Source organism: Demequina silvatica, from assembly GCF_000971215.1.
GTDB lineage: Bacteria > Actinomycetota > Actinomycetes > Actinomycetales > Demequinaceae > Demequina > Demequina silvatica.
On sequence record NZ_BBMA01000002.1, the window covers coordinates 781,424 to 795,137 of the forward strand.

Sequence of the window (13,714 nt, forward strand, 5' to 3'; positions counted from 1 at the left end):
GGCGCATCGTCCCCTTTTCCCGGCGCCACCAGGCGAGGCCCGTGCGGGCGCCGGGCGATGCGCCCGCCGGTAGGATTGCCGCATACCCGCCGGCTCCACCCATGAGGACTTCATGACCGACGCGCTTCAGCCCACCGCCGCCCAGCTCGACACCGTCGGCTACGCGGAGAAGACCCCCGACCAGGAGCAGCCCTGGGGAGAGCTGGGGCTCAAGCACGACGAGTACCAGCGCATCCGCGACCTGCTGGGCCGCCGCCCCACCAACGCGGAGCTCGCGATGTACTCCGTGATGTGGTCGGAGCACTGCTCGTACAAGTCCTCCAAGGTGCACCTACGTCAGTTCGGCGAGAAGACCACGCCGGAGATGAAGCAGCGCCTCATGGTCGGCATCGGCGAGAACGCCGGCGTCGTGGACATCGGCGACGGCTGGGCCGTGACCTTCAAGGTCGAGTCGCACAACCACCCGTCCTACGTCGAGCCGTACCAGGGCGCCGCGACCGGTGTCGGCGGAATCGTCCGCGACATCCTCGCGATGGGTGCCCGCCCCGTCGCCGGCATGGACGAGCTCCGCTTCGGCGCGATCGACCACCCCGACACCGCCCGCGTGGTGCACGGCGTGGTCGCCGGCGTGGGCGGCTACGGCAACTCGCTGGGCCTGCCGAACATCGGCGGCGGCGCCCGCTTCGACTCCTGCTACCAGGGCAACCCCCTGGTCAACGCCCTGTGCGTGGGCAAGATGAAGCACGAGGACATCCACCTCGCCTCCGCCGAGGGCGTGGGCAACAAGGTGGTCCTCTTCGGTGCCCGCACCGGCGGCGACGGCATCGGCGGCGCCTCGATCCTCGCATCCGAGACGTTCGAGGACGGCGTGCCCGCGAAGCGCCCCTCCGTCCAGGTGGGCGACCCGTTCATGGAGAAGGTGCTCATCGAGTGCTGCCTCGAGCTGTTCGCCGCGGACGTGGTCCAGGGCATCCAGGACCTCGGCGCGGCCGGCATCTCGTGCGCCACGTCGGAGCTCGCGTCGAACGGCTCGGGCGGCATGCACGTCTGGCTCGACGACGTCCTGCTGCGCGACCCCACCCTCAACGCCGGCGAGATCCTCATGTCGGAGTCGCAGGAGCGCATGATGGCGGTGGTCACGCCCGAGAAGCTCGACCAGTTCATGGCGATCACCGGCAAGTGGGACATCGAGTCCTCCGTGGTCGGCGAGGTCAACGACTCGGGCCGCCTCACCATCGACCACCACGGCCAGCGGATCGTCGACGTGGACCCGCGCACCGTCGCGCACGACGGCCCCGTCTACAACCGACCGTTCCACCGTCCCGCGTGGATGGACGGGCTCCAGGCGGACGGCTTCGCCGCCGAGCTCCCCGCGACCGGCGACGCCCTCAAGCAGGCGTTCGTCACGCTCCTCACCAGCGACAACATGGCGTCGCGCGAGTGGATCACGCGCCAGTACGACCGCTACGTCCAGGGCAACACCGCCGCGTCGCGCCCCGACACGGCCGGCGTGATCCGCATCGACGAGGAGACCGGCCGCGGCGTCGCCATCGCCACCCGCTCGAACGACCGCTTCACCAAGCTCGACCCGTACGAGGGCGCCCGCCAGTCCGTCGCGGCCGCCTTCCGCGGCGTCGCGATCGCCGGCGCGGAGCCCACCGCCGTCACCGACGGCCTCAACTTCGGCTCGCCCGAGGACCCGGACTCGATGTGGCAGTTCGCGGAGGCCATCCGCGGCCTCGCGGACGCGTGCCAGGAGCTCGGCGTGCCCGTCACCGGCGGCAACGTTTCGCTGTACAACGGCACCGGCGAGCCGGGCCGCATCGACAGCTCCATCAACCCGACCGCGATCGTCGGCATCCTCGGCATCCTCGACGACGTCGCCCGCGCGACCCCGTCGGGCTGGCGCGAGGACGGCCAGCTGCTGTTCCTGGTCGGCACCACGCGCGCCGAGCTCGACGGGTCCGAGCTCGCCTCCACGCACGGCCACCTGGGCGGCCTCCCGCCGGTGCTCGACCTCGCGTGGGAGAAGGAGCTCGCGGAGATCCTCATCGCCTGCTCGCGCGACGGCCTGGTCGACGCCGCCCGCGACGTGTCCGAGGGCGGCCTCGCCGCCGCGGCCGCGTACGGCTCGCTGCGGTACGGCGTGGGCGCGCGCATCGTCCTCGACGAGATCTGCGAGCGCGACGGCCTCACGCCCGCGCAGGCGCTGTTCTCCGAGTCGCAGGGCCGCGCGCTGCTCACCGTCCCGCGCACCGAGGAGCCGCGCCTGGTCGCGATGCTCGAGGCGCGCGGCGTGCCGTTCGCCCGCGTGGGCGTCACCGGCGGCGACGTGATCGACGTCCAGGGCCAGTTCGAGGTCCCCGTGGCCGGGCTCGCCGAGGCCTGGGAGGCGCCGCTCGTCGCGCGCTTCGCGTAGGACGATGCGCGGGTTGCGCGCGTGAGCGCACGCGCCTGGGCGGGCGTGGGCCTGGCCATCGGGGTGATGTCCGCCGTGGTGATCGCGGCGACCCTGCAGGGTCCCGACGCCACCGCGTGGTGCGGCACACCCGAGGTCTACCAGGAGGGTCGCCTCGATCCTGCGGCCCGCGCGATCCCCGTCGCGGACGCCGCGACCGTCCTCGACGTGGGCGCGTACGAGGCCGAGGAGGCCTCGCCGTGGCTGCTCTCGCTGAACGGCGCGTGGAGCTTCCGCTGGTCGCCCTCGGCCTCCGATGCTGACACCTCCTTCGTCGACCCCTCCGCCGACCTCTCCGGCTGGGACACCGTCGAGGTGCCGCACCAGTGGCAGCTCGACGGCTACGGCGACGCCGCCTCGGGCGACCTGGTCTACCTCAACGAGGAGTACCCCTGGGAGGCCTACGGCGAGCTCTCGCCGTTCGCCATCCCGGACGAGCACAACTCGGTGGGCTCCTACCGGCGTGACATCGAGGTCCCCGCGAGCTGGGACGGCCGCCGCACGGTCCTCGCGTTCCAGGGCGTGAAGTCGGCGTACACGGTGTGGGTCAACGGCGTCGAGGTCGGGTACAGCGAGAGCAGCTACTCGCCCGCGGAGTTCGACGTCACCGCCGCCATCACCCCCGGCACGAACACGATCGCGGTCCAGGTCCACCGCTGGTCCGACGGCTCCTGGATCGAGAACCAGGACCAGATCGACCTGTCCGGCATCTTCCGCGACGTCGACCTCTATTCGACCCCGACCACGTACCTCGCGGACCACACCGTCACCACCGACGTGTCCGACGACCTGGCCTCCGCAGCGGTCGCGCTCGACCTCGAGATCGCCGGTGTCGGCTCCGGCGACGCGGCCGTCCGCGCCACCCTCCACGACGCCCAGGGAGGCGTGGTGGGGGAGGCGACCGGCGCATCGTCCCTCATCGACGTCCGCGACGCCCGCCTGTGGTCGGCGGAGGACCCGTACCTCTACACGCTGGTCTACGAGCTGCTCGATGGCGGCGAGGTGATCGAGACCGTGGCGACGCGCGTGGGGATCCGCGAGTTCGGGATCGTGGACGGACTCATGACCCTCAACGGGCAGCCGCTCGACATCAAGGGCGTCAACCGCTCCGAGATGCACCCCGACACCGGGCAGGCGCTCACCGAGGAGCAGACCCGCGAGGACCTGCTGCTCATGCGGCAGCACCACATCACCGCGGTGCGCACGTCGCACTACCCCGCGAGCCCCGACCTCTACCGCCTCGCCGACGAGATCGGCATGTACGTCATGGACGAGGCCAATCTCGAGACCCACGAGCTGCGGCCCTTCCCCGACGGCGCCCCCGAGTGGGACGCCGCCGTGATGGACCGCATCGTCTCCCTCTACGAGCGCGACAAGAACCACGCGTCCGTGCTGTGGTGGTCGCTGGGCAACGAGGTCGGGCCGGGCGCCGTGTTCGAGCGCGCCGCCGACTGGCTGCGTGCCGCGGACCCCGGTCGGCTGGTCCACTTCCAGGAGGACAGCACGGTCGCCGACGTCGACGGCGTCTTCTACCCGTACCTCTCCACCCTCGAGGAGCGCGCCGCGACCACCACCGGGCGGCCGTGGATCATGACCGAGTACCAGCACGCGCTGGGCGCGGGCCTGGGCGGCATCGAGGAGTTCTGGGAGGTCATCGATACGAGTCCCGAGATGCAGGGCGGGTTCGTGTGGCAGTGGGCGGACCAGTCCATCCGTCTCGAGCGCCCCGACGGCTCCGGGACCTACCTGTCCTACGGCACCGACTGGGGCGACCTGCCCACGGACGGACCGTGGACGCTCAACGGGGTGGTCAACCCCGACCGCGTGCCGCAGAGCGAGCTCGCCGACCTCGCGGCCGTGTACGCGCCCGTCGAGCTGGTGGGCCTCGACGGGACCCGCATCCGGCTCCGCAACGAGCATCTGTTCACCGACCTGTCCGCGCTTGAAGCGACCTGGGTCCTCGAGGCCGACGGGGTGCCGGTCGCGTCGGGCGATCTCGACGTCGCGCTCGCGCCGGGCGCGACGGGGTGGGTCGACGTGCCCGTGTCCCGTCCCGCGGAGGTGGTCGCCGGCGCGACCTACCGGGTGACGGTGTCCTTCGCGCTCGCGTCGGACACCGCGTGGGCGGCGGCCGGGCACGTGGTCGCGGCGCTGCAGGCGACGATGCCCTGGGACACCGGGTCCGCCGGCGCGCCTGCCGCGCGGGGCCGGGTGGAGGTGGCCGAGGCGGCCGGCGCGGTCACCGTGACCGGGGACGGCTTCGCCGCCGAGTTCTCCACCGCGACCGGGGCGCTCGCCTCCTACGAGGTCGACGGGGTCGAGCTGCTCGCCGAGCCGTGGCACCCGGACTTCTGGCGCGCACCCACGCAGAACGACCTGCTCAACGGCGTCACCGAGAACGCCTCGTCGTGGCGGGGTGCGGGCGAGGCGCTCGAGGAGGTGGACGTGCGGGTGGTCTCCGCCGCCCCGGACGCCGTGAAGATCGGCGTGTCCGCGACGGTGCCCGCCGCCGCGAGCCCGTCCTGGGATACGACCTACTCGGTCACGGGCGACGGCGCGATCGCCGTGTCCGCGACCCTCGGGGCGACGTCCCGGACCTTCGAGGTGCCCGCCGTCGGCATGGAGCTCACGCTGCCTTCGACCCTCACCCACCTCACGTGGCTGGGCCGCGGCCCCCACGAGACCTGGCGCGACCGCGACGCCGGGGCGCTCACCTCCGTGTGGACCTCGACCGTCGCGGAGCAGGTGTTCGAGAACGTGGTCCCGCAGGCGACCGGCAACCACACGGGCGTCGAGTGGTGGGCCGTGACGGACGATGCGGGGGCCGGGTTGCTGGTCACGGCCGCCGACGCGCCGCTTGAGACGGCCACGCTGCCGGTGACCGAGGCGGCGCTCGAGGACGCCGGTCATCCCTACGAGGTCGAGAGCGACGGGCTCGTGCACCTGTCGGTGGACGCGGCGCAGCAGGGCCTCGGGCTCACGTGGGGCGAGCGCGCGCTGCCCTTCGCGACGGTCGCGGGCGACGAGCCCCACACCCTCGCCTTCACCCTCGCGCCGCTGCGCGCGGGCGATGACCCGGGCGCGGCCGCGCGCCGTCTCCGGTAGCGGGTGGGCCTACCGCCGCGCAGAATGGCGAGGATCGGGGGAGGTGTGTCGTGCGACGCTTCGACGAGGTGAAGCTCATGGAGGACCCTGAGACGGTGCTTGACGCGGCGCTCGCCGAGGCTGCCGGTGTGGTGATCGAGCGACCAGATGGCCGCGGCGTTGCCATGCTGCCGTTGCGCGAGTACGAGTCGCTCAAGGAGACCGCCTATCTGCTGGGCACCCGTGCCAACTCAGAGCGTCTCTGGTCTGCGATCGACAGCCTCGACTCGCGCGACCGCACCTAGCTATCCGACCGTCCGTTCGGGACATGTTGGTGTGACACCCTGAGCGCATGCCTCCCCGCCGCCGTATCCCCGTCGCCGCCGGCCGCGAGTCCGTCCGCCAATGGGAGCTCCTCAGCGACGTGGGCAACGTCGAGCCCGGCTTGACCGCGATGGCCGTGCGCTTCAGCCTCGAAGAGCTCGCCGCGGTCGCGCCGGGCCGCTCGCTCGAGGTGCGTGTGCCGCCGTTCGGCGCGGTCCAGGCCGTCGCGGGCTCCGTCCACCGCCGCGGCACTCCGCCCGCGGTCGTCGAGATGGCCCCCGAGGTCTGGCTGGGTCTGGTGACGGGTCGCCTTCGCTGGGACGATGCGGTGGACCAGGGCCGCGTCGATGCGTCGGGGGAGCGGTCGGACCTGTCGGCGCTGCTGCCGCTCGCTCTCTAGACGCCGGCACTGCCGACAGTGTCGGTGCTCGGTCGTAGCGTGGTGACGCGCGGACCGGGGGTGCCACATGGGCGAATGGCGTGCAGAGGACTCGGGCGACGGCGCCTTCGAGCGCTTCTATCGCAAGCTTCCCGAGTACGAGCAAGCGGTGCTCGCGGCGGCGATCGAGCACGTCCTCGAGCGGCTGGGACCCGACATCTGCCGTACGGAGTGGGGCAAGGCGCTCGGGTCGGGATTGTACGAGTTCCGCGTGCGGCGGTCCCTGCACGCGATCGTTGCCGCCGACTCTCATATGGCGGCTGCGTCTGCGATGCCCGATCGGCAGGTTCTGCTTCGCGTGTTCTGCACTTTCCGTGGCGATCGCATCGTGCTGTTGCTGGGCGGCTACAACAAGGGGCGTGACCCGTCTGCGAAACGCCAGCAGCGAGAGATCAGGGCAGCGCGCCGACGCCTCGCCGCCTCGAGGCATTGATCTTCGCATGTGCCATGGCACATACTGAGGTGGCGCCGGTGAAAGGTGAGTGCCGTGGGGAAGAGCTTTCGCGACATCGCGGACGATGCGCGCGCGCAGTGGACCGATGACGCGGTCGTGGTCAACGACGCGGCTGCCCGGGTCTTCAGCGCTGAAGTGGATCTCCATGCCGAGCTCGGCGCTGAGCTGCTGCGGCTGCGCTCGGCAAGGCGGCTCACCCAGCCGGAGCTTCAGCGGCTTTCCGGCGTGCAGCAGGCCGAGATCAGCAGGATCGAGCGCGGAGTGGGAAACCCCACGCTGGCGACGCTCGAGAAGCTCACGCACGCCCTCGGTGGGCGGCTCGTGCTGGTCGACTCGGACGGTTCGGCGTAGCGGACGACGGGGTCGGGCACTTCTCGCGTCGCGCTCTAACTAGCGAGTCGCCCCCGTGAGCGCATCCGTGCGGTGGCTGACGCGGGCGATGGCGGCCGCACCCGCAGCGCCGAGCAGTATCGGCGCCACGCCCAGCAGGGCCACCATGCCCAGCGGGACCAACGCATGGCCGAGGTGCGCGAGCGCCCACGTCCAGTCGCCGAGCGTCGTCTCGATCACCCCGTCCTGCCAGCCGCCGACGGGAACCTGGTAGCGGAACGTCCCGACCGCTGCCGCGACCCCGAGCGCGAGCCCGAGTCCCAAGCCGGCCAACATGGGCGCCGCGAACTGCACGGCTGAGGCGAGCCGCGCGTCGAGCGTCGAGAGCCCGAGCGCCTCGCGCGCGTCGTGATCCGCGGCCGCCGCCTGACGCGATGCCGCGAACGTCGCGAACGAGGCCAGCACCAGCACCGCAAGTGTCGATGCGGCGCCGATCAGCAGGATGCCTCCGTCGGATTGGCTGGGGTGGAGCGTCGGCGCCGTGCGCCACCACGCCGAGTCGTCAGCGTCGGTGCCGATCACATCGGTCCACGCCGTGAGCGACATCCAGGTGGCGACCACGCCCAGCGCGAGGGCCGCGACCGCGAGCACCGCGGTAGGCACGGCCGCCTGGCGCGGGCAGCTGCGAAGCGCGTCGCCGGCCGCGAGGAGCCACGGCCGCCGCGATCGCGACAGCCGGTGCCCGAGCAGCCGCACAGCGGCGCGACACAGCTCGACGAGCATCGCCACCGTCGCGATCGCCCACGCGACTCCGACTCCCCACACGATCCACAGCCACGCGGACTCGCCGCCGGGACCTTCGCCGGTCTGCGCCGCGAGCACCAGGGTCACGGACAGGAGCGTCCACACGCCGTAGATCCATGCGGCGGAGATACGCCGGGAGACCTCGGCCTCGGTGACCGGGTTCACGGGCTTGAGCGCCGCCACGGGTGCGACGCGCGTCGCCCAGAAGGCCGGGATCGCGCCGAGGATGAGAGAGAGGACCACGCCGAGCCCGACGCTCGCGGGGATGAACCACCCGGGCACGGCGATCGAACCGGGCATCAGCGCCGCCGGATTCGCCACGACCAGCTCCGCGTACATCGCCGCGTGGATGGCGAGCCCCAGCGCGGTGCCCGCCACGCCCGCGACCAGTCCGACGAGCCCGAGCTCGGCGAGCGAGGCGAGCACCACATGCGACCGCCGCGCACCGAGCACCCGGGCGGTCGCGAGCCACTGCGCTCGCGACGCCGCCTGCGCGCGCCCCGCCGCGAAGGCGAGTCCCGCCATGCCGAGCACCAGCACCACGGCGGTGACGGAGGTGAGCAGGATGGCGCCGGACTCCACGTTGCCCATCCACGGCGTGAACCGCGCGCCGACGGCATCGATGGCGGGGTCGGGGCCGCGGGTGGTGATCTCGACCGTGGTCATGTCGAGCGCCTCTGCATCGTCGTCGTAGAACTTCGCCTCGGTCGCGGTCTCGAGCGCGAACGAGTCCTCCCACTCGAGAACGGCGGCGTAGGGGACCAGCGAGTAGCGGCCGTCCACTCCCGTGCGGAGCAGTCCGGACACCTTGCGCGGGCTCAGCTCCTCGTAGTCCTCGGACCAGCCCGCCGTGGTGACTGCCACCGTGTCGCCCACACCGACCCCCATGCGGGCGGCCCACCCCGAGTCCACCGCGATCTCACCGGTGCCGGGCGCGGCGCCTTCGAGCAGGATCCCATCCCAGTCGGCGGCGCCGGTGATCCCGACCACCGAGTTGAGGTTCTGCCACGACGTCGAGCCCGCGTGGTCGCGTGTCTCGATGGCGAGGGCCCAGACGTCGTGGATCGCGGTCGGTTCGCTCCCATTCGCCTGCGCTTCCGCGAGGACCGCGTCGAGCTCCTCCAGGGTGAGGTCTGCGGTTGGCGACGATCCGACGGTGACGTACGCCGACGATGCGCCCGAGGCTCCGTACGCCTCGGCCGCGTGCTCGTGGATCGCGTACTGCTGGATCGCGTCGAGCGTCGCCCACGCGACGAGCGTGATCGCGAGCGTCAACAGCGCCGCGGTCCACCCCAGATAGGCGCGATGCGCCCGCGCCTGCTCCCGCATCAGCTGCCTGATCACGCGACGCCCTCCTTCTCGGCCTCGCGGAGCTGCTCCGCGGGCGAGGAGCGGTCGGCCCGCACCCGGACCAGCGCCGCGAGGCCCGCCGCGAGTCCCGTGGCGACCGCGGCGAGCGCCACGAGTGCCGCCCACGGCGCCTGCGCGACGTCGAAGCCGACGTTCCACAGCCGGATGTCCCAGCCGCCCGCGCCGCCCAGCGCGGACAGGCCGAGCCCGATCACCGCGCCGATGGCCAGCCCGAGCGCCGCCCCCACGCCCGTCACCAAGGCGGCTTCCAGGGCCGCGGCCCCGCGCATCGTCCCGGCGCGCGCGCCCAGCGCGACGAGCGTCGCGTGCTCGCGCGACCGCAGCCGCTGCGTCGCCCCGGCGAGCACCACCACGATCGCGACCGCGCCCAGCAGGAACGGGCCCGCGACGGTCAGGAGCCCGCGCGCGTCGATCCGCGTGGTACCGCCCCAGTTGTCGCCGATGCGCTCGGAGACGATCGCATCCCCGAGTTCGTGGTCCGCGAGCACCGCCTCGACGTCCTCGCCGTAGATCAGCAGCGCCGAGGTCTCCGCGGGCCCGAACGTCTCCTCGGCCCACCCGATCTCCACCGCCGCGAAGGGAGAAGGCTGCGACGGGGACACGACCTCGGCGGTGACGTCCCCGACCAGCATCACCTCGGGCCCGTACCCGATGGCGACGCCGGCGTCGAGGAACGTCGGCCGCAGCCCGACCGGGTCGACGCCGTCCAGCGCCTCGAGGTCGACCGCCAGCAGCGTGTCCGCGGCGATGAACTCGTCGATCTCCGCGCCCGGCACGGTAGTGCCGTCGGTGGATAGCGCCGCCGCCGTCACCACCGCGAGCCGCGGGTCGCCTTCGAGGGAAGCGACGATGCGCGGGTCCAGGGCCGGCGCCCACCCCGCCTCGGCCGCGGCGGTCGTGACCTCGGCGTCGAGTGTCAGCGTGGGCACGGTCGCGACGACGGCATCCGGGACGAGCGACTCTGCGATCGCGTTGCGCTCGGCGAGCCCGTTGACCATTACGCTCGCGCCCGTCGCCACCGCGATCACCAGCCCGATTGCCCCGACCGCCGCGGCGCGCAGCGGCGCGGGCCTGACGAGCGCGTCGGCGGCGAGGGCTCGGGCGCTCGCGGGCGACGAACGTCGGCCCAGGAGCCCGGCGACACGAGCGACGATGCGCACGCCCAGCGCCGCGCCCCACGTCACCAGGAGCGCGGGGATCGCGAGGTACATCCCGACCGCGAGCAGGATCCCGACGGCGGTCTCGAACGCCGTGTACGGGTACGCGGGCCAGCCGAGCGCGAGGCTCGCGAGCGGGAGCACCGCCAGCGCGACGGCGACCCACGACCACCTGGGGCGGCGGCGGGAGGCGACCGGCGCATCGTCCCCGCGCGACGGGCGCGTGGCCCAGCGGGCCGCGACGGCCCAGCCGAGCGAGGCGCCCGCGGCGAGCGCCACCCAGAACCAGGCGAGCACCTGCAGCGCGTACCAGTCGGGGCTGCCCGCGCCGAAGCCGGTGATGAGCTGCCGCGTCACCGAGCCGGCGAGCAGCGAGCCCAGGCCCCACACGGCCCCGGCGAGCGCGCCTCGACCCGCCTCGCCGGTGATCAGCGCACCGCGCGCCTGGCCGAGCGCGCGTCGGGACGCGAGCTCCGCGCGTCGGGTCGCCAGGAAGCCGGCGCGCAGGGTGCCGGTGACCGTCGCGATGAGCGCGATGAGCAGCGGCACCGTGACCGCCGTCGCCATCGGTATGAAGGCGCCATCGCCGAGGTACGGCTGCCACACCGGGGGTGCGAGAAGCCCGAGCGCGACGCCCGCCACCGCGATCGACCAGGATGCCGCGTTCTTCATCGGGCTGCCCCTTCCCTGATGGCCTCGGCCGGAGTGTCGAGGTGCGACGCTGCGGCCGCGATCGCGGTCACCGCGGTGAAGACGCCGAGGATCAGCGCGCCCCACATCACCGCGTAGCCCCAGGGCACCGAGCTCAGCGCGAGACCCGGGTACGAGTCGGTGATGACCCCGGTGAGCGAGTGGCGCGCGGCGCCGACCATGCTCATGGTCATGCGGGTGAGCACGCCGGCCGTCATGCCGGCCGCGACCGCGACCGATCCGACCACGGCGCCCTCGACCGCCAACGCCCACCTCAGGACGCGGGGCTCGACGCCGAGCGCGGCGAGCGTCGCCGCCTCGCGCGTCCCGGCCTTGACTGCGCCCGCCGCGACGGGTGTGAGCACCAGAGCGAGCACGAGCGCGCCCCAGAGGAAGCCCGCGGGCACCTCCTGCGCCCCCGCCGTCGACGCCGACGAGCTCCACGAGGCCTCTCCGGCGATCCCGCTCACCGCGCGATCGATCGCGACGCGGTCCGCGCCCTCCTGCGCATAGACGATGTAGGACGAGCCGAGCGGCGGCGCCGCGCTCGCGCCGCGCGCGGCGTACGCGAACCCGCCGTCCGCGAGCGGCACCACGCCGCTCGGCTGGAAGTCCGCGGTGGTGACGTCGAGAACGTTGCTCGCGTTCGTGACCACCGCGTCGGGGTGCGCCTCGAGGGCGTCGGCGAGCTCGCCATCGATGCCGCGCAGGTCCGCGGGGTCGACCGCGACCACGGCGCGCGGGGCGTCGACGTCGGTGAGCGCGTCGCCCACGACCACGCGCTCGACGCCCTCGACGGCCGCGATGGCGTCGGTCAGATCGCGCGCGTCGGGCGCCACGCTTATGGTCAGCACGATCCGATCGGACTGCACCACGCCTGTCGGCGCGACAAGCAGCGTCGCCAACGCGAACGCGATGCCGCCGACGGCCATGACCGTGCGTCCGGTCGCCTGGGTGGGGGACGATGCGCGGGCGGCCAGCACCGCCGCCAACCTGGGTGCCCCCGCACCTTCCGCAAGAGCGGCGGCGAGCGCCACGAACCGCGGCGCGATGCCGCGTGCCCACGGCAGCACCACCGCAAGCCCGAACGCGAGGCAGGCGGCCCATGCGACGGCCCACGCGATGCCCGCGGCGTTGGTGGCGACGAAGGCCGGCTCGGTGCCGCCGCCCCACGCGAGGCCCACGACCACGCCCGCGGCGATCGCGCCCGCGCCGCCGATCCATGCGGCCCGGCGCCCGACGCGCACCGGGCGGATCGCCTCGACGTCCTCCCGGAGCCGCTGGACGGGCGTCTTGGCGGGCCGCCACGAGGAGAGCACGTGCGCGAGCGCGAGGCACAGCGCGATGAGCAGCGCCTCGATGGCGCGCAGCGCCCAGAACAGGTGGTCGGTCGAGAACGGCTCCCAGCCGCGGGTGGTCTCGAGCGCGATGTGGATGGCGCCGGAGATCGCGTAGGCCGCGGCCCCCACCGCGAGGCCGTCGCGCAGGCCGGTGAGGCCGGCACGCATCGTCCCCGCATGCGCCGCCTCGCCCAGGGCCGCGCGCACCGCGGCCTCGTGCGGGGACGCGGACCGGATCCCGAGCGTCCAGGTGAGGATCGCGGTGAGCAGCGCGAGCGGGATCGCCGCATAGATGAGGATCGCGCCGACGGAGATCCAGTTGAGGCGCTGCTGCGCCATGCCGCAGACGTCCGCGCACTCCTCGAGCTGCCAGGGCAGCGGCAGCGCCATCACGGCGGCCATCGCCACGGCGGCGACGAAGGCGGCGACGCCCCTCATCGCTCCACCCCCGCCAGCGCGTCGAGGCCGGCCAGCACGGCCTCGGGGGTCGGATCCGTGACGTGTCCGGCGACCTTGCCGTCCGCGAACAGCAGCACGCGGCCCGCATAGGACGCGGCGGTCGGGTCGTGGGTGACCATCACCACGGACTGCCCCAGCTCGCGGCAGGACTGCCGGAGGTGCGCGAGGATCTCCGCGCTTGCGTGGGTGTCGAGGTTGCCGGTGGGCTCGTCGGCGAGCACGATCCGCGGGCGGGTGATGAGCGCGCGGGCGATCGCGACGCGCTGCTGCTGGCCGCCCGACATCTCGTAGGGACGGCGGTCGAGCTCGCGCCCGATGCCGAGCATCTCGATGAGAGAGTCGAGCCACGAGTCGTCCGCGGGCAGCGCGTTGAGGCGCAGCGGCAGCACGATGTTCTCGCGCGCCGTCATGGTCTGCAGCAGGTTGAAGCCCTGGAACACGAACCCGACGATCCGACCGCGGACCTTCGCGAGCTGCTTGTCGCGCATCGCGGTGATCTCGTCGTCGCCCACCCACACCTGGCCGCCGTCGGGCCGGTCGAGCCCGGCGAGCAGGTGGACCAGCGTGGTCTTGCCCGAGCCGGACGGCCCCATGACGGCGGTGAGCACCCCCGCGGGGACGTCGAGGTCCACGTGGTCGACGGCGGTGACGGCCGCATCGCCGCGGCCGTAGGTCTTGGTCAGCCCGCGCGCCCTCAGGGCGAGCGGGACGTCCCCCCGGATGTCCATGCCAGCGAAACTAGCGGCGCCAGGCCGGCCCGCACATCGTCCCTCCGCACCGTTCTGGGGTGATACCCAGGTATGA

At 73.2% G+C, this 13,714-nt stretch carries 10 protein-coding genes; 6 read left to right on the plus strand and 4 right to left on the minus strand.

Annotated elements, in window-relative coordinates; translation table 11 throughout:
• Positions 1–112 precede the first annotated feature (112 nt).
• The 6 genes from purL (at position 113) to AOM05_RS03725 (ending at position 7,110) form a co-directional block, all read left to right on the plus strand.
• A complete protein-coding gene (gene purL / locus AOM05_RS03700) occupies positions 113–2,419 on the plus strand; it encodes a phosphoribosylformylglycinamidine synthase subunit PurL (protein WP_062519522.1) in 2,307 nt (768 codons plus the stop codon).
• A 21-nt stretch (positions 2,420–2,440) separates the two neighbouring features.
• On the plus strand, positions 2,441–5,563 hold the full coding sequence (locus AOM05_RS03705; RefSeq protein WP_062519523.1) for a glycoside hydrolase family 2 TIM barrel-domain containing protein: 3,123 nt from the start codon (positions 2,441–2,443) through the stop codon (positions 5,561–5,563).
• 50 nt (positions 5,564–5,613) lie between these two features.
• The gene (locus tag AOM05_RS03710; protein WP_062519525.1) at positions 5,614–5,847 is read left to right on the plus strand and encodes a type II toxin-antitoxin system Phd/YefM family antitoxin; all 234 of its coding nucleotides are present in this window, start codon (positions 5,614–5,616) and stop codon (positions 5,845–5,847) included.
• A 47-nt stretch (positions 5,848–5,894) separates the two neighbouring features.
• On the plus strand, positions 5,895–6,266 hold the full coding sequence (locus AOM05_RS03715; protein WP_062519527.1) for a sterol carrier family protein: 372 nt from the start codon (positions 5,895–5,897) through the stop codon (positions 6,264–6,266).
• Between the two features lie 67 nt (positions 6,267–6,333).
• Positions 6,334–6,738 (plus strand): type II toxin-antitoxin system RelE/ParE family toxin, encoded by a 405-nt coding sequence (locus AOM05_RS14465; protein WP_174442353.1) that lies wholly within the window; start codon positions 6,334–6,336, stop codon positions 6,736–6,738.
• A 54-nt stretch (positions 6,739–6,792) separates the two neighbouring features.
• A complete protein-coding gene (locus AOM05_RS03725; RefSeq protein WP_062519528.1) occupies positions 6,793–7,110 on the plus strand; it encodes a helix-turn-helix domain-containing protein in 318 nt (105 codons plus the stop codon).
• A gap of 39 nt (positions 7,111–7,149) precedes the next feature.
• Here AOM05_RS03725 and AOM05_RS03730 read toward each other — a convergent pair whose 3' ends face one another.
• Genes AOM05_RS03730 through AOM05_RS03745 form a run of 4 tightly spaced genes read right to left on the minus strand, consistent with a single transcriptional unit; the run spans position 7,150 to position 13,638 of the window.
• Complete coding sequence (locus AOM05_RS03730) at positions 7,150–9,237, minus strand: ABC transporter permease (protein WP_062519530.1); 2,088 nt, start codon at positions 9,235–9,237, stop codon at positions 7,150–7,152.
• Positions 9,234–11,093 (minus strand): FtsX-like permease family protein, encoded by a 1,860-nt coding sequence (locus AOM05_RS03735; protein WP_062519531.1) that lies wholly within the window; start codon positions 11,091–11,093, stop codon positions 9,234–9,236. The genes AOM05_RS03730 and AOM05_RS03735 overlap by 4 nt, the downstream gene beginning before the upstream one ends.
• Entirely contained in the window at positions 11,090–12,889 is a 1,800-nt protein-coding gene (locus AOM05_RS03740; protein WP_062519533.1) for a hypothetical protein, read from the minus strand. Before AOM05_RS03740 ends, AOM05_RS03735 begins: the two co-directional genes overlap by 4 nt.
• Positions 12,886–13,638 carry an ABC transporter ATP-binding protein gene (locus tag AOM05_RS03745; protein ID WP_062519535.1) on the minus strand — a complete coding sequence of 251 codons (753 nt, stop codon included), beginning with the start codon at positions 13,636–13,638 and terminating at the stop codon, positions 12,886–12,888. The genes AOM05_RS03740 and AOM05_RS03745 overlap by 4 nt, the downstream gene beginning before the upstream one ends.
• Between the last annotated feature and the right edge of the window lie 76 nt (positions 13,639–13,714).

Bases quoted from the DNA above. Each gene is read 5' to 3' on its own strand.
- AOM05_RS03715 (WP_062519527.1), top strand. From the start codon at position 5,895: ATGCCTCCCCGCCGCCGTATCCCCGTCGCCGCCGGCCGCGAGTCCGTC.
- AOM05_RS03735 (WP_062519531.1), bottom strand. From the start codon at position 11,093: ATGAAGAACGCGGCATCCTGGTCGATCGCGGTGGCGGGCGTCGCGCTC.
- AOM05_RS03740 (WP_062519533.1), bottom strand. From the start codon at position 12,889: ATGAGGGGCGTCGCCGCCTTCGTCGCCGCCGTGGCGATGGCCGCCGTG.
- purL (WP_062519522.1), top strand. From the start codon at position 113: ATGACCGACGCGCTTCAGCCCACCGCCGCCCAGCTCGACACCGTCGGC.
- AOM05_RS14465 (WP_174442353.1), top strand. From the start codon at position 6,334: ATGGGCGAATGGCGTGCAGAGGACTCGGGCGACGGCGCCTTCGAGCGC.
- AOM05_RS03745 (WP_062519535.1), bottom strand. From the start codon at position 13,638: ATGGACATCCGGGGGGACGTCCCGCTCGCCCTGAGGGCGCGCGGGCTG.